Annotated in this window: 20 protein-coding genes; 12 read left to right on the forward strand and 8 right to left on the reverse strand. The window is 30.8% G+C overall.

What is annotated here, in order from left to right; all coding sequences use genetic code 11:
- Nucleotides 1–20: 20 nt before the first annotated feature.
- Nucleotides 21–1586 (reverse strand): cytochrome ubiquinol oxidase subunit I, encoded by a 1566-nt coding sequence (locus CDSE_RS03410; RefSeq protein ID WP_015396610.1) that lies wholly within the window; start codon nucleotides 1584–1586, stop codon nucleotides 21–23.
- Between the two features lie 816 nt (nucleotides 1587–2402).
- On the opposite strand from CDSE_RS03410, the gene CDSE_RS03415 reads away from it, so the two are divergent.
- From CDSE_RS03415 to hprK, 5 genes are all read left to right on the forward strand, one after another.
- Nucleotides 2403–2654, forward strand: coding sequence for a hypothetical protein (locus tag CDSE_RS03415; protein ID WP_148283577.1), 252 nt, complete (start codon nucleotides 2403–2405; stop codon nucleotides 2652–2654).
- A 10-nt stretch (nucleotides 2655–2664) separates the two neighbouring features.
- Nucleotides 2665–3174, forward strand: coding sequence for an LPS ABC transporter substrate-binding protein LptA (locus CDSE_RS03420; protein WP_015396612.1), 510 nt, complete (start codon nucleotides 2665–2667; stop codon nucleotides 3172–3174).
- Nucleotides 3175–3247: 73 nt separating this feature from the next.
- A complete protein-coding gene (gene lptB / locus CDSE_RS03425; protein ID WP_015396613.1) occupies nucleotides 3248–4030 on the forward strand; it encodes an LPS export ABC transporter ATP-binding protein in 783 nt (260 codons plus the stop codon).
- Between the two features lie 345 nt (nucleotides 4031–4375).
- Complete coding sequence (locus CDSE_RS03430; protein WP_015396614.1) at nucleotides 4376–4834, forward strand: PTS sugar transporter subunit IIA; 459 nt, start codon at nucleotides 4376–4378, stop codon at nucleotides 4832–4834.
- 23 nt (nucleotides 4835–4857) lie between these two features.
- Nucleotides 4858–5790, forward strand: coding sequence for an HPr(Ser) kinase/phosphatase (gene hprK, locus CDSE_RS03435; protein WP_015396615.1), 933 nt, complete (start codon nucleotides 4858–4860; stop codon nucleotides 5788–5790).
- Between the two features lie 56 nt (nucleotides 5791–5846).
- Here the strand turns inward: hprK and CDSE_RS03440 are convergent, their stop codons facing one another.
- Both CDSE_RS03440 and rsmI read right to left on the reverse strand, forming a co-directional pair.
- Nucleotides 5847–6338 (reverse strand): methylated-DNA--[protein]-cysteine S-methyltransferase, encoded by a 492-nt coding sequence (locus CDSE_RS03440; protein WP_015396616.1) that lies wholly within the window; start codon nucleotides 6336–6338, stop codon nucleotides 5847–5849.
- Between the two features lies 1 nt (nucleotide 6339).
- Complete coding sequence (rsmI, locus tag CDSE_RS03445) at nucleotides 6340–7281, reverse strand: 16S rRNA (cytidine(1402)-2'-O)-methyltransferase (protein ID WP_015396617.1); 942 nt, start codon at nucleotides 7279–7281, stop codon at nucleotides 6340–6342.
- A 102-nt stretch (nucleotides 7282–7383) separates the two neighbouring features.
- On the opposite strand from rsmI, the gene CDSE_RS03450 reads away from it, so the two are divergent.
- From CDSE_RS03450 to CDSE_RS03465, 4 genes are all read left to right on the forward strand, one after another.
- Nucleotides 7384–8010, forward strand: a complete 627-nt coding sequence (locus CDSE_RS03450) for a BON domain-containing protein (RefSeq protein WP_015396618.1) — start codon at nucleotides 7384–7386, stop codon at nucleotides 8008–8010.
- A gap of 205 nt (nucleotides 8011–8215) precedes the next feature.
- Complete coding sequence (gene argB / locus CDSE_RS03455; RefSeq protein ID WP_015396619.1) at nucleotides 8216–9118, forward strand: acetylglutamate kinase; 903 nt, start codon at nucleotides 8216–8218, stop codon at nucleotides 9116–9118.
- 169 nt (nucleotides 9119–9287) lie between these two features.
- Nucleotides 9288–10778 carry a DASS family sodium-coupled anion symporter gene (locus CDSE_RS03460; protein ID WP_015396620.1) on the forward strand — a complete coding sequence of 497 codons (1491 nt, stop codon included), beginning with the start codon at nucleotides 9288–9290 and terminating at the stop codon, nucleotides 10776–10778.
- Nucleotides 10779–10787: 9 nt separating this feature from the next.
- Complete coding sequence (locus CDSE_RS03465; RefSeq protein WP_015396621.1) at nucleotides 10788–11837, forward strand: Ldh family oxidoreductase; 1050 nt, start codon at nucleotides 10788–10790, stop codon at nucleotides 11835–11837.
- Nucleotides 11838–11869: 32 nt separating this feature from the next.
- Here CDSE_RS03465 and rodA read toward each other — a convergent pair whose 3' ends face one another.
- From rodA to CDSE_RS03490, 5 genes are read right to left on the reverse strand one after another with little or no spacing between them, the layout of a single operon-like run.
- Nucleotides 11870–13021 carry a rod shape-determining protein RodA gene (rodA, locus tag CDSE_RS03470; RefSeq protein WP_015396622.1) on the reverse strand — a complete coding sequence of 384 codons (1152 nt, stop codon included), beginning with the start codon at nucleotides 13019–13021 and terminating at the stop codon, nucleotides 11870–11872.
- 21 nt (nucleotides 13022–13042) lie between these two features.
- Nucleotides 13043–14896 carry a penicillin-binding protein 2 gene (gene mrdA / locus CDSE_RS03475; protein WP_015396623.1) on the reverse strand — a complete coding sequence of 618 codons (1854 nt, stop codon included), beginning with the start codon at nucleotides 14894–14896 and terminating at the stop codon, nucleotides 13043–13045.
- Nucleotides 14897–14902: 6 nt separating this feature from the next.
- Nucleotides 14903–15457, reverse strand: coding sequence for a rod shape-determining protein MreD (gene mreD, locus CDSE_RS03480; protein ID WP_015396624.1), 555 nt, complete (start codon nucleotides 15455–15457; stop codon nucleotides 14903–14905).
- A 7-nt stretch (nucleotides 15458–15464) separates the two neighbouring features.
- On the reverse strand, nucleotides 15465–16307 hold the full coding sequence (mreC, locus tag CDSE_RS03485) for a rod shape-determining protein MreC (RefSeq protein WP_015396625.1): 843 nt from the start codon (nucleotides 16305–16307) through the stop codon (nucleotides 15465–15467).
- Between the two features lie 40 nt (nucleotides 16308–16347).
- Complete coding sequence (locus CDSE_RS03490) at nucleotides 16348–17391, reverse strand: rod shape-determining protein (RefSeq protein WP_015396626.1); 1044 nt, start codon at nucleotides 17389–17391, stop codon at nucleotides 16348–16350.
- 178 nt (nucleotides 17392–17569) lie between these two features.
- On the opposite strand from CDSE_RS03490, the gene gatC reads away from it, so the two are divergent.
- From gatC to gatB, 3 genes are read left to right on the forward strand one after another with little or no spacing between them, the layout of a single operon-like run.
- Nucleotides 17570–17884, forward strand: a complete 315-nt coding sequence (gene gatC, locus CDSE_RS03495; RefSeq protein ID WP_015396627.1) for an Asp-tRNA(Asn)/Glu-tRNA(Gln) amidotransferase subunit GatC — start codon at nucleotides 17570–17572, stop codon at nucleotides 17882–17884.
- Nucleotides 17881–19407: an Asp-tRNA(Asn)/Glu-tRNA(Gln) amidotransferase subunit GatA gene (gene gatA / locus CDSE_RS03500; RefSeq protein WP_015396628.1), complete on the forward strand. Its 1527-nt coding sequence runs from the start codon at nucleotides 17881–17883 to the stop codon at nucleotides 19405–19407. The genes gatC and gatA overlap by 4 nt, the downstream gene beginning before the upstream one ends.
- 8 nt (nucleotides 19408–19415) lie before the next feature.
- The gene (gatB, locus tag CDSE_RS03505) at nucleotides 19416–20858 is read left to right on the forward strand and encodes an Asp-tRNA(Asn)/Glu-tRNA(Gln) amidotransferase subunit GatB (protein WP_015396629.1); all 1443 of its coding nucleotides are present in this window, start codon (nucleotides 19416–19418) and stop codon (nucleotides 20856–20858) included.
- The last annotated feature ends 19 nt before the right edge of the window (nucleotides 20859–20877 follow it).

Here is a 20877-nt window from a genome sequence, read left to right on the forward strand (position 1 = left end):
TAATTATTTATAATAACCTACTAATTAATCTTCCCTGAAGCAACCCTAGAAAATTCAACATCATCATGTGAATCTGGGCCTTGTTTAACAGCTTTCAACATAATTTTAAAACCTATTATAAATAACAATGTATACAATAACAGGAAAACTGCCAAGCTAATAGAAAGATCTATAATAGTTAAACCAGACGCAGCATAATAAGTAGGGAGCACGCCATCAATAACCCAAGGTTGTCTTCCATATTCAGCGACAAACCAACCACATTCAATAGCAATCCAAGGTAAAGACAATGAATAAAAAGCTAACTTTTTCAAGAAATTAGATGTATAAAATCTATTGTTCCACACAAACCATAGAGAAACAGTAAACAAAACAATGAAATAAAAACCTAATAGAACCATAATTCTAAAAGCATAAAACAAAAAACCAATTCCATTTGGAATTAAATAAAGAGACGCTTTAGATATATCATCTTCAGTAACATCATCAAAATTTGTTTTGTAATGTTTTACTAAAAGACCATGCCCTAAATCTTTCCAATTATTATTAAATATAACTCTTGACTCTTCATCACTAGGGTTAGATCTGATCTTTTCAAGAGCTTGATATGCTGTAATTCCATTTCTTATTCGATCTTTTCCTTTTTCAACCAAATCATTTATACCAACCAATTCTTCAGTTAAAGATCTAGTAGCTATAATTCCCATCAAATAAGGAATCTTCACTTCAAAATCATTCTTTCTTTTTTCTGAATTAGGTATAGCTAATAAATTAAATGAAGCTGGTGCAGGCTCACTTTCCCACATTGATTCTATAGCAGCAAGTTTCATCTTTTGATGATCATTTGCCAAATAACCACTCTCATCACCTAATATAACTGCAGATATTGAACCACAAAAACCAAATGCTACAGCTACAGCTATAGAGCGTTTGGCTATATCAATATGCCTATCTTTCAACAAATACCAAGAACTTATAGCTAATACAAATACAGCACCAGTAATATATCCAGCGCTAACTGTATGAACAAATTTAGATTGAGCAACAGGATTTAATAACACCGTAAAGAAATCTGTCATCTCCATTCGCATAGTATCTGGGTTAAATACTGCACCAACTGGGTTCTGCATCCAAGCATTCGCCACCAAAATCCATAAAGCAGATAAATTAGTTCCTATTGCCACTAACCAGGCGACTATTAAATGACTAACTTTTGATAAACGATCCCAACCAAAGAAAAAAATACCCACAAAGGTAGCTTCAAGAAAAAAGGCCATCAACCCTTCAATGGCCAATGGAGCCCCAAAAATATCACCCACATAATGACTATAATAAGACCAGTTCATTCCAAACTGAAACTCCATTACAACCCCAGTAGCAACTCCTAAAGCAAAATTTATTCCGAACAATGTTCCCCAGAACATTGTTATTCGCTTCCATATCTCTCTGTCTGTAATAACATAAACACTTTCCATTATTGCTACCATTACAGAAAGCCCTAAAGTCAGAGGGACAAAAATAAAATGGTAGAAAGCAGTGGCAGCAAATTGAAATCTAGACAGGCTAACTACGTCAAAATCAAACATTAAAAAGCCCCTTCATAAGGTAAAGATTATAACCCAGTATGTTAAAGTAATGAAAAACAAGAACCTATGATACAATTCAGTCTCAAAAACAGATAAATTAACTGTATAAACAACTAAAGACAAATGCATTATAAATTATAACTTGCCTTATGGAAACATATTAATTCTATTTTACTTGACTAAACTCACTACTAAAAATCATGTTATGAAAATAGTATATTTAAGTTAAGAAACAAATCCATACTTCATAAATACTAATTGTTTTATAAATAAAGAACTCACAAATAATAAAATGATATATTCCAATATGGGGTCGATACGCATCGAATTCTTACAAGCAATTAATAACAATTGCATTTGCATTATTAAAGTTAGTTGAATAATTCAATAGAGTTTTTTAATTGTTTTAAAATACCGAGGTAAAAATCAAATAACATTTGTAAAATAAATCTCATATCTTTACAAATAGAATAAATATATTTTTTAATTAATGATTGGCAACAGAATTAAGTAATATGTGTTGTGCAAAACACAAAATATATTACTTGTTAAGAAATTACTAATAGAGCAAAACAAATAGAATTTATATGTAACTTTATTATAAAATTAGAAAAACACAAAGTTTAGTTTTTTTAATAACAAATATTTGATAATAAAGCCATAAAAGAAATATGAGGAACTAAGATGACCATAATTATATATACAAAATAATAATTCGGAAATTCTGAATTCTGTGACTTAAACTAATCAAAACTATTTACATAAAGTACTACTAAAATTAAAATGATTTTTTATAAGAAAAATAATTTTGTTCTAATGATTGTTATATTAATAATAATTACATTTATAACTTATTTGGCAGATGACTTTTATTACAGAGATAAAATAAACATCACAAACAACAACCGACCATCAAAAATTTATAGCAAAAGATTTACAATTATTACAACAGATTCTAATGGGCACATAGATAATATTTTACAAGGAAATGAGATAAAAGAAGAACAAGATTTATTAGAAGTAAACAATCCTTCCCTAACAATAAATAAAGAAATAAATAGATTTTAAAACCCATCGAATGATAAAAAAAACATTATGTAGAATATTATTTACAGTACAAATATCTCTAATATGCTCATATATAAACCTTGTTTTAGCTATAAATAGCATCGACATAAATTATCAAAAAAACAAAATAATAATACATGCAAATAAGGCTTCTTATAATAAAAGAAACAACACTTATATATTTCTAGAGAACGTGTCTTTAAGTTATAACCTTACTAAAATACTAACAAACAAATTAATTGTTGAAACTGATATAAACAACACTCAAATTTATACAGCAATTTCAGAAACTGATGATGTTAGAATTTATCATACAACAAATCAAAACGAAGAAAAATTAGAGGGCAAATGCAAAAAGCTCGAGTTCAATACTCATACTAATGAAATCAAACTAATAAACAATGCAGAAATTAAATATAAAAAACCAAACAATGTAAATAATATTATAAAGAGCGAAATTATAACCTACAATATTGGAAATGATTCTTATCAAACATACAATAGCAAAAACGAAAAATAATATTATTAACATCCAATAATATAAAAAAGTTATTTGTTATTTTTTTATTTGTTATTTCTTAGTGAGGCTCTAGATGAGCACGAAAATAGAATCTGAATTTCAAGGACACTTAAAAAAAACAGGTGTTTTAAAAGCCTCGAATTTACAAAAGAGTTACAATAAAAGGCTTATAGTACAAAATGTTTCCTTAAAATTAAATAGCGGAGAAATTATAGGACTACTTGGCCCAAATGGAGCTGGTAAAACTACATGTTTCTATATGATTTTAGGTCTAATACAAACAGAACTAGGCTCAATACTTATTGATGATATAGATATAACAAAATTGCCTATATATAAAAGAGCAAGAATGGGATTATCTTACTTACCACAGGATATATCAGTATTTAGAGAACTAACAGTCGAAGAAAATATTAGAGCTATAGTAGAAATAACAGAAACAACACAGCGCATTATTTCTAACAGTGACATAAAAAGAATCACAGAGATTCTACTTGAAGAACTAGACATTATACATGTAAGAAACAATATGGCAATTTCCCTATCTGGAGGAGAAAGACGTCGCCTAGAAATTGCAAGAACTTTAGCTACATACCCAAAATTTATATTATTAGACGAACCTTTTGCTGGAGTTGATCCAATTGCTGTTATTGAATTACAAAAAATAATAACATCTCTAAAAAAACTAGGTATTGGCATACTAATTACAGATCATAACGTTCGTGAAACTTTAGGCATATGTGATAGAGCTTACATAATAAATGATGGTAAAGTTCTAGCAGAAGGAAACCCTGATGAAATTATTCTGAACCAAGATGTAAGAAAAATTTATCTTGGTGAACATTTTAGCTTATAGTTTTTATACTGAATTAATTTTATATTTTTAGAAGAAAACTCATGAATATAAAAATATACAATATTAAGCATATAATAAAATAAACGACTTAGGATAATAGAATGTTTTCATAACTTTGATAAATTATTATTTACTATTTATACATAAAAAATACTAAGCATATTAAATAAAAATATTAAAAATAAAAGATTAAATATTACATTTAAAAATATATGAAATATATCTTTATTCAACTATTAAGTTAACTTTTGAAAAACCAAGAGAATTCTATACAGACACAAGAAAAAATAAATACAATACTTAGACAATAAATACCTAAAATAACAAATTAACTATTTTTTCAACATGAATTCAAATTTCTTATTTAATGCACTGCCAATTGACAACATATTACTAGAGATGTCAGCAACAAGTAAAAAAAGAGCATTTGAAAATATAAGTTTATTTTTTGAAAGAAAGCATGATATCTCAAGCTCTGCTGTATTTAAAAGCCTACTAGCCAGAGAAAAAATAGGCTCTACCTATATAGGAAATAACTTAGCTATTCCACACGGATATGTTTATGATCTAAAAAAAACCATAGCTGCTTTTGTAAGACTAAATCGACCAATTATATTCTATAACCAAAATAGACAACTAGTTAATACTCTTATGTTTTTCTTGGTTCCATTAAATCAGGCAGAAGAACATATAAAAATATTGACCAAGCTAACTAGCAATCTATTAGATAAGACAACAAATAAAATACTACAAACAGAAGATAAAAAAATAATTTATAACACCATTATAAAACAAAAATTATAAACACAAATGACATTGAAATAAAAATGATAACAATACAAAATATAATTCTAGAAAATAGTAACGAAATTGAATTTAATTGGGTGACAGGGCAGGAATCATCTAATAAACCAATATTTTCTGACAACAAAGAATCAGCAGTAAACCTAGTAGGACACTTAAATTTAATTCACCCAGGAAGAATACAAGTAATAGGAAATGAAGAACTAGAGTATTACAATAGATTGAGCGCTGCTGGAAGAATGTATAATGTCAAAGAACTAATCACAGGAAATGTTCCTGCAATTTTAGTAGCAAATAACCTTACTATCCCAGAAGACTTAATAGAAAAATGCTCTCATTACAATATTCCACTATTATCAACAAAAATAGATGCCGCTCAATTAATCGACCTACTTAGATCTTACATAGGTAAAAAACTAGCTCCAACAGAAATAATACACGGAGTGTTCTTAGATGTGTTTGGAATAGGAGTCCTTATTATAGGAGAGTCCGGCCTAGGGAAAAGTGAATTGGCTCTTGAATTAATATCCAGAGGTCATGGCTTAATAGCTGATGATGCAGTTGAATTATTCCAAGTATCACCAAATGTAATAGAAGGTAAATGCCCTCCTCTATTACAGAATTTGCTAGAAGTTCGTGGTTTAGGGTTATTAGATATAAAAACCATTTATGGGGAAATTGCAGTTCGTAGAAAAATGAGATTGAAACTAATAGTACATCTACTAAGAACAGTTATAAATGATAACTATGAACGCTTACCTCTCCAATATGATATTGCTCAAGATATTTTAGGGGTTCCAGTAAGAAAAGTAATGATACAGGTTGCTGCAGGTAGAAACTTAGCAGTAATAGTAGAAGCTGCAGTTCGTAATATGATACTTAAAATGAGAGGCATAGACACATTAGAAGATTTTATGGAAAGACAAGCTATAGCAATATTGCACAATCAATCTTAGAAAATAATAATATACTTAAGTCATTATTCTCTTCAAAGTAAAAAACTTGATCATAACTACAACTTACTTCTATAACACTCTAATGACAGTAATATTTTTTTACGCCATAAGCCACTAGAGAACCCTCTTAAAGTTTTATTACTGCCTATTACTCTGTGACAAGGAACAAATATCAGTATAGGATTACTAGCAATTGCTGTTCCTACGGCTCTGTAAGCATTACTATTTCCTACATCAATTGCAATATCAGAATAACTCCTAGTTTCTCCAAAAGGTATTTTAATTAAACTATTCCATACTTTTTTCTGAAAACAAGTACCCTCAAAGAACAATGGAAGATCAAAACTTATTCTATCACCACAAAACCATTGTTTTAACTCTAAAGAGGCTTTTTGTAAAATATCTAACTTATTATTTTTAATAACCAAATTATTTAAAGAATCATTATTCTTTTCTAAGAAAAATACTGACACTATAAACTTACTAGAAGATATAATTCTTAATGGCCCTAAAGGGGTAAATTCATCAATATAAAATAGGTCCTTCATATTATGTTGTAACCTTTGAAACAAATAATAAAGAACGCTGATATAATTTACTGCGAGAAACACCTGTAATTTTAGCTGCAATCTTCACAGATTGACTTATTGATAAACCCTCTGATAACAAAGATTTTATTAGTTCGTCCCCATGCTCAAGATCACTATCTACATCACCATCATCATTATTAGGATGTAAAATAATTACAAATTCACCTTTAACGTAAAAAGAATTAGAGATCCATTGATGATAATTTTTTAATTGAAAAGTTTGGATATCTTCAAATTTTTTTGTAAGTTCTCTTGCTATAGTAACAAACCTCAATGGTCCAAAAACTTCTAAAAAATCTTGCAAGCTATTTAATATTCTATGTGGGGATTCAAACATAATAATAGGGACTTTAGTACTGATCCAAGAACTAAATACATGTACTCTTTGCAAATGTTTGGTTGGAATAAACCCAACAAAAGAATAACCAGTATCTTTAGAACAAACTATTCCAGCACCCATCAATGCAGCAATAACAGCACTAGGACCAGGTATTGGAACCACGCTATAACCACAAGACTTAACTTCACTAATAACACCTACTCCTGGATCACTTATAACTGGCGATCCAGCATCAGAAATAATCGCAACTCTATTACCCATCTCTAAATACTCGCATATTTTATTCGCAGCGCTCTTCTCAGTATGCTTATGAGCTAAGATAAATGGTTTCTTAATCCCATAATAATTTAACAAAATACTACTAACTCTTTTATCTTCAACAGCTATAAAATCAACCATGCTCAGAACATATAAAGCTCTAAGACTAACATCTCCTAAATTACCTATAGGTGTAGATACTACATACAATGATGATTCTGGCCAATTCTGAGACTCTATTTGTTTTAATGAATTAAATATATTATCAACAGAAATACCAGATATTTGTCTGTCTTTAACCATAAAAAAACCAACTTTAAAGATAATAAAATAACTATATGTTAAGCTAGATACTTGAGAAATCAAATTATTTATAAATTAAACATAACTTTATAGAAAAATAAAATGATTACAACCAAATACAAAAGAAGTATAAGTGTTTTTTATAGATTTGCTGTGTTGTTAACTACTATATGCTGTCTGTCATCTTGTAGCCTAATTCCAATAGTTGTCGGCGGAACAGCTATTACAACTATTTCAGTAGCTACTGATCCAAGAAATGTCCTATCTCAAATAGACGATTACACCTTAGGATTAAAAATAAGGAATGAAATAAACAAAACATTAAAAAGACATAAATCTAAAGATTTTAGTATAAATGTTAATTCATATAATAAAAAAGTATTAATTACAGGGTATGTAAACAAAATATCTGATATAGCAATGGTAAATAAAATAACTTCCTCTATAACAGGGAATTTTATTATAATAAACCAATTACAGATTAGAAATATACCAACTATTTACGACAAATCTAAAGAAAAAATAATATTATCAAAAATTAAAACATCCTTCCTAAGAGACAAAAATATCCCCACCAATTCAATCTCCGTAGTTGTTGATCAAAAGAAAGTATTCTTAATGGGTATTGTAACTAAATCTGAAGGTGCTAAAGCAGCACAAATAACAGCAAACACCAAAGGAGTAGACCACGTAATAAAGTTATTCGAATATATAGAAAACAATAAGTAAAGTATATTAAGATTAACTAAAAATATTTAGCTAAAAATGTTTTAATATAAATATATATAATCAATATTTATAAAAATAAACTTGTTTGCAATTTAGCATTCAATTTTGAATATGTTAATTGGTATAGATAATTTAAATCCACCAAAATTACTACCAAGTGCAAATACAACCTTAAAACCCCAATAATATTATCCAGTAACAAATTATGAGCCACACTCCTACAAATAACACAACAATCAAAATATCCTCATCAATAAAAGCTGATATCCTATCTGAAGCCCTACCATATATTAGAAAATTTCACGGGAAAACCATAGTAGTTAAATATGGCGGAAATGCAATGACAGATACAAATCTACAGCGTAGTGTTGCAAATGATCTTGTTCTTTTAAAATTAGTTGGTTTAAAACCTGTAGTTGTACATGGTGGTGGACCTCAAATTAATGAAGCTCTTAACAAGGTTGGGAAACAAGGAACATTTATACAAGGAATGCGTATTACAGATTCTGAAACTATGGAAGTAGTTGAATGGGTATTGGGCGGACAAGTACAACAAGATATAGTTATGATGATTAATGAATTTGGCGGAAAAGCTGTTGGTTTAACAGGTAAAGATGGTTCATTGATCCAAGCTAAAAAGAAAATGATTCCTAGTAACGATAATCCTAATGAACTAATAGATATAGGTTTTGTTGGTGATGTCGTCAGAATAGATACTTCAGTGGTTAGAGCTCTCCAAAATGATCAATTTATCCCAATAATATCACCTATTGGTTATGGAGAAGATGGTAGGTCATATAATATAAATGCAGATCTTGTTGCCGGTAAATTAGCTGAAACATTACAAGCAGAAAAATTAATTATGATGACAAATACTCCTGGAGTTTTAGATAAAAAAGGCAAACTCATAAGAACACTATCATCGACAGAAATACAAGATTTATTTAACGATGGTACTATTTCTGGTGGAATGATACCAAAAATATCCTCTTCTTTAGAAGCAACTAGGAATGGTGTTAATTCTGTCCATATAGTAGATGGGAGAGTCCCTCACTGTTTGCTATTAGAATTGTTAACCGACCAAGGAGTGGGAACAATGATTTCATAAGAACTATACTGAATGTTATTATTAACTTGTATTATAAAAAACACCATATATATTTTGATTAATATCAATTAAAAGTCTAAAATATTGATATTTCTGTGTAATAAGTAATAAAATTAATTCTGTGTACATTTGATTTCTTTTTAAAATAAGCTGATCTGGAGAATAAATTATGACTAAGTCAAAAGCAATTCCTCCCATCACAGCAAATAAAACTAAACTTCCCATTGGTTTGCTGATGGGAATATTTGCTCTTGTTGGGGTTCTTTTAATGCCACTATCTAGCGATCTGCCTATAGCTGGCCATCGCATGTTAGCTATATTAGCTTTCGCTGTTGTTGTATGGGTTACAGAAGCTGTTTCATATGAAGCAAGTGCCATAATGATTACAGTTTTAATGGCTTTTTTAATAGGAACAGCTCCTAATGTTAAAAATCCTGATGTAATGTATGGTACAGCTACCGCTATGGGATTTGCTTTATCAGGATTTTCTAATTCTGCTTTGGCTCTTGTTTGGGGAGCTTTGTTTATAGCAGGAGCAATGACTTTTACTGGCTTAGACAAAAGAATTGCTTTGTTTACATTATCCAAAGTTGGAACTAGTACTAAACGTATTATGATCGGATGTATAGCTGTTACAATCATACTAAGTCTGGCAGTTCCTAGTGCTACTGCAAGAAGTGCTGCGGTAGTTCCTATTATGATGGGCATAATTTCTTCTTTTGGCATCAATAAAAGATCTAATATAGCTGCTGGTATCATGATTGTTGTAGCTCAAGCTACTGGAATATGGAATATAGGTATTAAAACAGCCTCTGCTCAAAATTTATTGACATCTGGTTTTATGACTAAAATGTTAGGAGAGAGTGTTTCTTGGTCTGATTGGTTTATAGCTGGAGCACCTTGGTCTGCTATTATGTCAATTTTCCTAATAGCCTTAGTACTAAAAATGTTACCTCCAGAACCAAATGGCATATCAATAGGTAAAGAAGCTGTAGAAAAGTCATTAGTAGAACTAGGTCCTATGAGCTCCTCTCAAAAACGTTTAATGCTCATATCACTTATTTTACTGTTTTTCTGGGCAACAGAAGGAACATTACATAATTTTGATACAACATCAACTACTTATGTAGGTTTGGTATTACTTATAATGCCAGGATTTGGTGTAATGTCATGGAAAGATATACAATCACGTATACCTTGGGGAACTGTTATTGTATTTGGAATAGGAGTCAGTTTAGGAACATCTTTACTAACTACAGAAGCAGGTCAATGGTTAGGTAGACAAGTTGTTCTAAATACTGGAATTGATCAACTAGACTCCATAACAGTATTTGCAATCTTAGCTGCTTTCCTAATTATAATTCATCTTGGATTTGCAAGTGCTACTGCTTTAGCGTCTGCTTTGCTTCCAATCATAATATCAGTATTAACTACAATGCCGGGAGATTTTAGCCGTACTGGTATGACTATGTTATTAGGATTTGTAGTAAGTTTTGGATTTATACTTCCAATAAATGCACCTCAAAACATGGTTTGTTTAGCAACAGAAACATTTAATGTAAAACAGTTTGCTACAATAGGAGTTATAATTACTATTGTAGGTTACTTATTAATGTTGCTGTTTAGTATGACCTACTGGCGTTGGTTAGGATGGTTATAGGTTTTAACTATGAAATTATCTATCCAACAAGCGCTTAATTTTGGTAAAAATATACTCATGGCTCAAGGAATACCTTCCGATATAGCTTTTGATGTAGCTGAACATATAGTTACTGCTGATCAAGTTGGTTACACCAGTCATGGTTTATCAATATTACCAACTTATTATAAAGTACTATTAAAAGGATTCCTTCAGCCTGATGGAAGACCAGAATTAGTTAATGATCAATCTGCAATCCTCGGTTTTGATGGCAATAAAGGATTTGGTCAACATGTTGGTAAGGTAGTAGTCAAACAAGCAATTGATCGTGCTAAAAAGCATGGTCAATGCTTGATAACGATAAGTAATTCTCATCATTTAGGACGCATGGGACATTATGGGGAAATAGTAGCTAAATCAGAAATGATTTTATTAGCTTTTACTAATGTCATAAATCGTGATCCTACAGTAGCTCCTTATGGTGGGGCTAAAGCTTGCATGACTACTAATCCTCTTTGTTTTGCTATTCCTTTACCTAACAATAAGCCACCATTTATAGTTGATATGGCCACTAGCTCTATAGCTATAAATAAAGCTAGAGTCCTTGCCACCAAGGGATTAAAAGCAGACCCTGGTACTTTAATAGATTCTACTGGCAATCCAACTAACGATCCTAATGCTTTATTCTCTGACCCTCCAGGAGCTTTATTGCCTTTTGGTGCTCATAAAGGATATGCTCTAGGATTAACTGCTGAATTACTTGCTGGAATTCTAACTAGCGGAGGAACAATACAACCAGGAAATCCGCGTCGTGGTGCGGCTATGAATAACATGTTTGCTATAATCATAAATCCAAAACTAGTTAATTCTAATGAGCAATGGATGATTAAAGAAGCTAATGCTTATATAGACTACCTAAATTCATGTCCAACTCAACCAGGAGTCACTAAAGTGCAATATCCTGGTGAGTATGAATATAATAATAAGATAAAGAATCTTGAGTATATAGAATACGAAGACTCTATATGGGATAATATATCAAACTTAGCAAAAAAATTAGAAGTAACTCTAGAAAAGTAAGTTCTTTTAAAAGATTTAGTTTTATTTTAAAACTAAATCTTTTTTTTATCTCTCTCTGATTCACTTCTTATATTCATTAAAATCCCACAAGATATCCCTATATTTAAAAAAGCTGAACCACCATAACTCATAAATGGTAAAGGCACTCCTACTACTGGCAATATCCCAGTCACCATCCCTATATTTACAAACACATAAGTAAAAAACATCATTGAGATAGAAGCAGATAAAAGCCTAGAAAATTGTGATTTAGCATTAAAAGATATTGATAAACCTATTAGTATTAATGATCCATATAAAATCAATAAAAACACACAACCATAAAGCCCAAATTCCTCTGCAAACACTGCAAATATAAAATCTGTACTTCTCTCAGGAATAAAATCCAAATGAGATTGAGTTCCTCTCATATATCCTTTACCATAAATACCACCCGAACCAACAGCAATCATAGACTGTATAGTATGGAAACCATTCCCTAAAGGATCTGATAAAGGATTTAACAATGTACAAATCCTGTTCTTTTGATATTCGTGCAATAGAATCCAGCTATAATTAGAAAGACATAGCTGATTTTCGTAAATAATTAAAATAAGAATAATACATAAACATAGCACAAAAACTGGAATGATTAATTTAAAAGGCAAACCAGCAAAATAAATAACAAAAACTCCAGATGCAAGAACTAATAAAGCTGTTCCCAAGTCTGGTTGTAAAATAATAAATAAAAATGGTATCAGCAATATAACTAAAGCAATTAAAAAATCTTTTTTTTGTAATTTATAATTCTCAATAGTATTAAAATACCATGCTAACATCATTGGAACAGCAATCTTCAACATCTCTGATGGCTGTATTCTTGTAAAACCTAAATTCAACCATCTTGTGGCACCTTTAGCAGTATCACCAAAGCACTGCACACATAATAACAAGAAAATTCCTAGCAAATAAAAAGGAACAGCAGAATTTCTTAACCAACTAGATGGAAGCCATGAAACTATCCACATAGCAATAAAAGCCACAATAAAATTATTTATTTGTGCTATAAATCTCCAATCAGATTGCCCAACAGCTGAGTATAAAGAAACCATTCCAACAAATGTAAGTATTAAAAATACAAACAATAAAATAAAATCAATTGTTTTAAATAAACTACCAATTTTAGTAATATAATTAAATTTCATAAATAAACATCAAAATAATAATTATTTCTTTTTTTCCAAAAGCCAATAATCAAAAATCTTACGTGCAATTGGTGCTGCTTCCTTAGATCCCCATCCTCCATTCTCTACAAAAACAGCCACAGCTATTGTAGGATTTTCTGAAGGAGCAAAACCTATAAATAGAGCATGATCACGTAATTTCTCATCTATAAAATCTGATCTATATTTAGAACCTTTAAGACTAAATACCTGTGCTGTTCCTGTTTTTCCAGCAACAGAATAAGATGTTTTTAAAAATGACTTTTTTGCTGTTCCATGATTAATAACATCTACCATAGCAGATTTTATTATGTCACAATTAGACTCATTTAATACAATCTTATATAATGGCTCATATGGAATATACTCTTCTTTATTAGACATAGGATTCCTTAACTTATAAGCTAAATGAGGCTTTATATAGGTTCCACCATTTGCAAAAGTTGCTATTCCTTGACATACCTGTAATAAAGTAAAAGAATTATATCCCTGACCTACCATTAAAGAAATAGTGTCACCCAAATACCATTTTTGCATTTTTTTATTACTAGAATATTTTTTTCTCTTCCAATCAGTAGATGGCAAGATCCCTGCTTTTTCTCCATCTAAATCTATACCAGTAATTTGCCCAAAACCAAATTGTTTTACAAAAGAAGATAATTCATCAGCATTTAAATCTAAACTCAAAGAATAAAAATATGTATCAGAAGAAACAACTATAGCTTTTTTTAAATCTACTAATCCATAAGATACACTTCCTGGATTACGAAATTTTTGACCAGCACATTCAAAATATCCAGGATCAAATATTCTATCATCAGGAGTTCTCTTCCCTAATTCAAGAGCTGCTAAAGCCACAAAAGGTTTATAAACTGAACCTATTGGATAAGTGCCATATAACACTCTATTCATTAATGGATAATCTGGTGAGTTATTAAGTAATTTCCAGTTTTCTAAATCTATACCATTTATAAACAAATTAGGATCAAAAGAAGGCTTAGAAACCAACGAAAGAATTTCTCCTGTATTAGGATCTATAGCAACAACACCTCCTTTCCTATTGCCAAAAGCATCATCAATAACTTTCTGTAAACCAATATCTAAAGACAAGAAAATATCTTTACCTGGAATAGGATCTATGGATCTTAATGTACGAACTGGCTTCCCTGATGATGTTACTTCTACTTCTTTAAAACCAGTATGACCGTGTAATACATCTTCCCATGTCTTTTCTATTCCTTTTTTACCAATTAACTCAGTACCTCTATAATTACTAATTTTATCTTGTCTATTTAACTCATCAAGATCATCATCAGAAATCCTTCCTATGTAACCAATTACATGCGCTGACAAAAGACCATGAGGATATTCTCGTAACCATCTCGATTTAATCTCTAATCCTGGAAATTTAAAAGCATGAACAGCAAACCAAGAAGCTTCAAATTCATTTAAATTATTATGGATAACAATAGGTTTATATCTTCCAAATTCATTAAGTTGTCTACGTATCATACGTTTATTATATGAATTAATAGTAATTATTGGAGACAATTGCTCAAACACTTTCTCTAATTCATTTGCTTTTACAAAAGACATTACTAACGTATATGTACGATAATTACGAGCTAATATTTCCCCATTGCGATCAAAAATATCGCCCCTTCTAGGAGCTATAGGAATCACAGATATACGATTTCTATCAGCTCTTTCCGAAAAACCTTCATAACTACTAACTTGTAAATACCAAAATCTAGAAATCAATAAACAAAAAATCATTACAAAAAATAAAATACTTATAATAATTCGTAATATGAAACTCTGTTTCATCTCTTTTTTGTAATCATTTAGCTCTAACATATTAGTCTAATGTACTGATTTTGATTCAGAATTTACAACAGAACGTTGTGGAATCAACAATAATGATCCTAGTACCGGCCATACCACAATTATTAATACAATCTCAATAACCCAGCCTAATCCCATCCAATGAACAATTACCCAAGATATAATTACTTTACTAATTAATTTAGAGAGGAATAGCACAGGAAAAAGATGAATGGCTTGACTTAATAGATCAAATCTCAATAATCTTCTTTGTATCGCCAATGCGAAATAGGCAAACAAAGTAAAAAATAAAGCATTCTCTCCTAAAATTAATGATTCATGAACATCAACCAATAAACCAAAAATAAAAGCTGTAAATAAACCTATCCTAGGAGAATCATAAACACACCAAAAAACTATTACTACAGCCAATAAATTAACAGAAAAAAAAAATGACAACAATGACAACATCCAAAAAAACAATATAGTACCCCAAACAAACTTAGCTTCTGCTGGCTTATCTAATTTATCAAGTTCAACATTACTAGGCATTCCTATTTTACGAGACCGATACAATGTTTTGGATTTTTTCATTTTTAAATTATTCAACCTCTACCTTTAAAACAATAAAATGACGGTAGCATTCAGGATGAGAAACAGATTTAGCAATTGCTTGAGAATAACCAGAAGAATAATCCTTTTCAACAGAAATAACCTGAGCAACAGGCAAACCTGCAGGGAAAACACCACCTATACCACTAGTAACAAGGATATCATCTTTTTTTATATCAAAATCATCATACAAATAACGAACTTCTAAAAATCCAGATATACCTCTACCAAAGGTAATTAAACGAAGCCCATTTCTAGTAATCTGTACTGGAATTAGTATATTACAATCTGATACCAAAGCTGCCTCAGAAGTAAAAGGAGTCACTCTAATAATTTGTCCAACTACTCCTCCCTCACTAATTACAGGCATACCTGGTAATATTCCTTCCTTACTTCCTTTATTAAAAACCAAATGCTGGTTAAAAACATTATTTGTTTCATATAACACCTCTACCACTATTGAGGACTGTTTAATATTACCTGTAATACCTAACAATCCACGTAATTGATGGTTTTCGGCTGTTAATTGTAAAACCTGAGCTGTCACCTGGGATAATTCTATACGCCTTCTTTGCAATTCCTCATTTTCCATTCGGATCATGTTAGCAGTATTAAACCATTCTTTAAAATGCCCGACTAGATCTCTAGGAATTAAAACAATACGTTGGAATGGATATATAGACACTAATATAGTTCTTCTAATAGGTTCCATTTTACTATGAAAATTAGTATCAAGAATCAAAAGAACAAAAGAAGCCATTACAAGAATAAATAATTTAATTTCTAAAGTTATACCTTGCCTAAATAACGGAGGAAGATCTTGACTGCGCATACCAAATATATATAATAAGGTGCTCTAAATAAGGAACTATTTAATCATTTATAAAAATAGAACCCATTTTACCTAAATAATCTAAAGCTTCCCCACAACCACGGACAACGCAAGTCAAAGGATCATCAGCAACAACAACTGGCAGTCCTGTCTCTTCCTGTAACAACCTATCTAAATCACGCAATAAGGCACCACCACCAGTAAGAGAAATACCTTTATCTGTAATATCAGCTCCTAATTCAGGAGGAGTCTGCTCTAATGCAATCTTAACTGCTGAAACTATTTGATTTAATGGATCAGTCAATGATTCTAAAATCTCATTTGATGAAACTGTAAAACCTCTAGGAGCTCCCTCGGCCAAATTCCTACCTTTAACCTCAATTTCCCTTACATCTGAGCCAGGAAATGCAGATCCTATACTTTTCTTAATAAGTTCTGCTGTAGGATCACCTATTAACATTCCATAATTACGTCGTATATAGTTAACAATAGATTCATCAAATTTATCTCCACCAACCCTAACAGATCCTTTATAAACCATACCACCAAGAGATATTACAGCCACTTCAGTTGTTCCACCTCCTATATCTACTACCATAGAACCACTAGCATCTGAAACAGATAAACCTGCGCCAATAGCAGCTGCCATAGGTTCTTCTATAAGATACACATGAGACGCACCTGCTCCCAAAGCTGACTCTCTTATTGCTCGTCTTTCTACTTGTGTAGATCCACAAGGAACACAAACAATAATCCTTGGACTAGGAGCCAACATGTTACGAGGATGAACCATTCTAATAAATTGCTTAAGCATTTGTTCCGTTACAGTAAAATCGGCTATTACACCATCTTTCATAGGGCGTATAGCTTCTATATTCCCTGGAACTCTACCAAGCATTTGTTTGGCCTCATGACCAACAGCTTGGATAACTTTTTTACCATGTGGACCTCCATCATGGCGAATAGCAACAACAGAAGGCTCGTCAAGAACAATACCCTTTCCTTTAACATATATAAGAGTATTAGCTGTTCCTAAATCAATTGCCATATCACTAGAGAAATAACTGCGTAGAAAACCAAACATCTGAACTCAGCTTAAAAATAAATTTTTAAAATCTTATCTAACTATTAAAATTGAATTTACAACACTTACGTAATAAACTATAAGTTATTATAATTAATTAGTAGTAAAATAAGCGGTTATTGTATTGATACTTATCAACACTAAAATATAATTGACATTCTAACACATACATTTTTTTATGGCGCTTAATAAAAACGATATTGATAATATTGCAACTATCTCTAGAATAGAAATAAATGATAAGCAATCTAATATTTTCTTAGAAGAATTAAACTCAACGTTTAAAGTTATACAAAGAATTCAAGATATAGAACTTGCAAATATTGAACCATTAATAAACCCAATTTCTTTATTTGATGGAACAGAATCAAATCTACGTGAAGATAAAGAGGTACAAAATCAATCACATGAATTCATAAATACAATAAAGAAAAATTCTCCAAAATTTGAAGAGAACTTATTTATAGTGCCCAAAATTGTTGAACAACCATGACAAAAACAGCGTTACATACACAATTCAGTGGAATACATAGTCTTCGCAGCTCAATTCTAAAAAAAGAAATAAGCGCTACAGAAGTAGCAATTAGTGCTATAGCAAAAGCAAAAGAACTAGAAAGCTTAAATATATTTTTGCATATTGATGAAGAATTAACCTTAAAAAGAGCAAAAGAAGTAGATATTCTTTTCTCAAAAACATCTCAATTGCCAGCATTAGCAGGAATACCAATTGCACACAAGGATAATATCGTCACTAAAAATTGGTATACAACCGCCGGCAGCAAAATATTAGAAAAATATTTAAGCCCTTTTGATGCTACTGTAGTTGATGAATTAAATAAAGCCGGTAGTGTCTCTATAGGGAAATTAAACTGTGATGAATTTGGCATGGGTTCAAGCAACGAGAATTCTGCTTATGGTCCTGTTAGAAATCCTTGGGATCCACAAATTGTACCCGGTGGATCATCTGGTGGATCAGCTGCAGCTGTAGCAGCACGAATAGTAATGGCCTCCACAGGAACAGATACAGGTGGTTCAATAAGAACTCCCTCATCATTTTGTGGTGTTTGTGGTATAAAACCAACATACGGGACTGTATCAAGATATGGAGTTATAGCATTTGCTTCTAGTCTTGATCAAGTTGGTGTTATTGCTACAAATAGTATGGATCTTTTAGAAATGCTAGACATAATAAGCACCCATGATAATAAAGACTCTACCAATCTAAAAGAATTTAATGGAATAAAAAATCAAACTGGCAGATTAAAAAAAGATTTTGAAGAACATAAAAAGAAATTTGACCATAACATTGACCGCCCATTAAAAGATATTAAAATTGGAATACCTAGAGAATTCTTTGAAACTAACATACATGAAGATATATTATTTGCTATTAAAAAAGCTATATCTGACTTTGAATCGCTTGGCGCTAGCATAATAGATATTTCTATACCTAGTAGTAAAATATCCATTCCTGTTTATTACACCTTAGCTTCAGCTGAAGCATCCAGCAATCTAGCTCGTTACGATGGAGTTAGGTATGGATATAGAACTAGTAATTTCAATAATATTGAAGAAATGATTTCTAGATCTAGATCTGAAGGTTTTGGTCACGAAGTCAAACATAGAATCCTGCTAGGAACATATTTATTATCTAAAGATAATTATAATAAATACTATATGACGGCACAAAAAGTACGTAGAGTTATAACTAATGATTTTCAAGAAAAACTAACAAAAGAATGCGATATCATTCTTGCTCCTGTTTATCCAAAACCAATAAAGAAAATAGGCGCTAAAAATGATTCTGATTGGATAGATGATATATTCACTGTAAATGCCAACTTGGCTGGTTTGCCTGCTATGTCTATACCTTGTGGTTTTAATAAAAATAATAATTTACAACCAATTGGAATACAAATAATTGGGAATTATTTTACAGAAGGTCTTATGATAGCAGTATCAGATTACTATCAACAAATTACCAATTGGCACAAACAGACACCAGAAAATATATAGGGACAATAATGAAATCTGATTGGGAAGTAGTAATAGGACTAGAAACTCATGTCCAACTATTAACAAAAACTAAAATGTTTTCTCAAAGTAGAGCAACATTTGGTGAGAAATCTAATCAAAATACAAATGAAGTAGATATGGCTCTACCAGGTAGTCTTCCTGTAACTAATCTATCTGCCGTAGAATGTGCTATAAAATTTGGACTAGCTGTTAATGCAAAAATCTCCAATAATTCTGTTTTTGCAAGAAAACATTACTTTTACCCAGATCTCCCTAAAGGATACCAAACAAGTCAATTTGAGAATCCTATACTAGAAGGAGGAACTGTTACTTTTTTTGAAAACTCAGAAAAAAGAACGATTAATCTAATAGAAGCACATTTAGAAGAAGATGCAGGCAAATCTATCCATCAAAAATATTCTAGTGGAATAGATTTAAATAGAGCAGGAATTCCTCTTTTGGAAATAGTAACACACCCAGAAATCAAATCAGCCCAAGAAGCATCACTATATGCCAGAACATTACATGAGTTAGTTGTATGGCTTGGTATTTGCGACGGAAATATGCAAGAAGGATCTTTTCGTTGTGACGCCAATATATCCGTCAGATCACGTGGAAATAAAAAACTTGGAACAAGAACAGAAATTAAAAATATAAATTCTTTTAAATTCCTAGAAAAAGCCATATTATTTGAATCTAAACGACAAATTGATTTACTTAAAAAAAATGTCGAAATTGTACAAGAAACCAGACTCTATGATTCAGAAAAGGACGAAACAAGAAGTATGCGCAGCAAGGAGAATGCTGTAGATTACAGATATATGCCAGATCCAGATTTGCCTGTATTAAAGATATCTCCCAAATGGATAGAAGACATTAAAAAGCTAATGCCTGAATTGCCAGAAGATAAAAGAAATAGATTTGAAAAAGATTACGGTCTAAGTAAAAACGAAGTATCCCAATTATCTATGGATATAAATATTTCTAATTATTTTGAGTCAGTTGTAAAACAATTACCTAAAAATCACGCAAATACAGCAGCCAATTGGATAAACGGTGAAATATCAGCCTTCATGAACAAAAACAATATAAATATAAATGATATACCTATAAAAAGTGATACGTTGGCTAGTTTAATAAATAAAGTAATTGATGGTACTATTTCCACCAAAAATGCAAAAGAAATTTTTGAAATTGTTTGCAATACTGGTGAGAGCAATATAAATTATCTCATAGAAAAAAATGGACTAAAACAAATTACAGACAACAATTTTATTATAGAAATAATAAACACAATTCTAAAAAACAATTCTGTTATAGTACAAGACTATAAGTCTGGTAAAGAAAAAGCTTTTAATTCATTAATTGGACAAGTAATGAAAACAACAAAAGGAAGAGCTAATCCAACACACATTAGTGAAATACTTAAGAATGAACTAGATAAACTTTAGAATAATTATGTAAATTATT

Source organism: Candidatus Kinetoplastibacterium desouzaii TCC079E (genome assembly GCF_000340795.1).
GTDB classification, from domain to species: Bacteria; Pseudomonadota; Gammaproteobacteria; order Burkholderiales; family Burkholderiaceae_B; genus Kinetoplastidibacterium; species Kinetoplastidibacterium desouzai.

Excerpts from the sequence above, each read along its gene's own strand:
- CDSE_RS03410 (WP_015396610.1), bottom strand. The coding sequence starts at position 1,586 with ATGTTTGATTTTGACGTAGTTAGCCTGTCTAGATTTCAATTTGCTGCC.
- CDSE_RS03415 (WP_148283577.1), top strand. The coding sequence starts at position 2,403 with ATGATTGTTATATTAATAATAATTACATTTATAACTTATTTGGCAGAT.
- CDSE_RS03420 (WP_015396612.1), top strand. The coding sequence starts at position 2,665 with ATGATAAAAAAAACATTATGTAGAATATTATTTACAGTACAAATATCT.
- lptB (WP_015396613.1), top strand. The coding sequence starts at position 3,248 with ATGAGCACGAAAATAGAATCTGAATTTCAAGGACACTTAAAAAAAACA.
- CDSE_RS03430 (WP_015396614.1), top strand. The coding sequence starts at position 4,376 with ATGAATTCAAATTTCTTATTTAATGCACTGCCAATTGACAACATATTA.
- hprK (WP_015396615.1), top strand. The coding sequence starts at position 4,858 with ATGATAACAATACAAAATATAATTCTAGAAAATAGTAACGAAATTGAA.
- CDSE_RS03440 (WP_015396616.1), bottom strand. The coding sequence starts at position 6,338 with ATGAAGGACCTATTTTATATTGATGAATTTACCCCTTTAGGGCCATTA.
- rsmI (WP_015396617.1), bottom strand. The coding sequence starts at position 7,281 with ATGGTTAAAGACAGACAAATATCTGGTATTTCTGTTGATAATATATTT.
- CDSE_RS03450 (WP_015396618.1), top strand. The coding sequence starts at position 7,384 with ATGATTACAACCAAATACAAAAGAAGTATAAGTGTTTTTTATAGATTT.
- argB (WP_015396619.1), top strand. The coding sequence starts at position 8,216 with ATGAGCCACACTCCTACAAATAACACAACAATCAAAATATCCTCATCA.
- CDSE_RS03460 (WP_015396620.1), top strand. The coding sequence starts at position 9,288 with ATGACTAAGTCAAAAGCAATTCCTCCCATCACAGCAAATAAAACTAAA.
- CDSE_RS03465 (WP_015396621.1), top strand. The coding sequence starts at position 10,788 with ATGAAATTATCTATCCAACAAGCGCTTAATTTTGGTAAAAATATACTC.
- rodA (WP_015396622.1), bottom strand. The coding sequence starts at position 13,021 with ATGAAATTTAATTATATTACTAAAATTGGTAGTTTATTTAAAACAATT.
- mrdA (WP_015396623.1), bottom strand. The coding sequence starts at position 14,896 with ATGTTAGAGCTAAATGATTACAAAAAAGAGATGAAACAGAGTTTCATA.
- mreD (WP_015396624.1), bottom strand. The coding sequence starts at position 15,457 with ATGAAAAAATCCAAAACATTGTATCGGTCTCGTAAAATAGGAATGCCT.
- mreC (WP_015396625.1), bottom strand. The coding sequence starts at position 16,307 with ATGCGCAGTCAAGATCTTCCTCCGTTATTTAGGCAAGGTATAACTTTA.
- CDSE_RS03490 (WP_015396626.1), bottom strand. The coding sequence starts at position 17,391 with ATGTTTGGTTTTCTACGCAGTTATTTCTCTAGTGATATGGCAATTGAT.
- gatC (WP_015396627.1), top strand. The coding sequence starts at position 17,570 with ATGGCGCTTAATAAAAACGATATTGATAATATTGCAACTATCTCTAGA.
- gatA (WP_015396628.1), top strand. The coding sequence starts at position 17,881 with ATGACAAAAACAGCGTTACATACACAATTCAGTGGAATACATAGTCTT.
- gatB (WP_015396629.1), top strand. The coding sequence starts at position 19,416 with ATGAAATCTGATTGGGAAGTAGTAATAGGACTAGAAACTCATGTCCAA.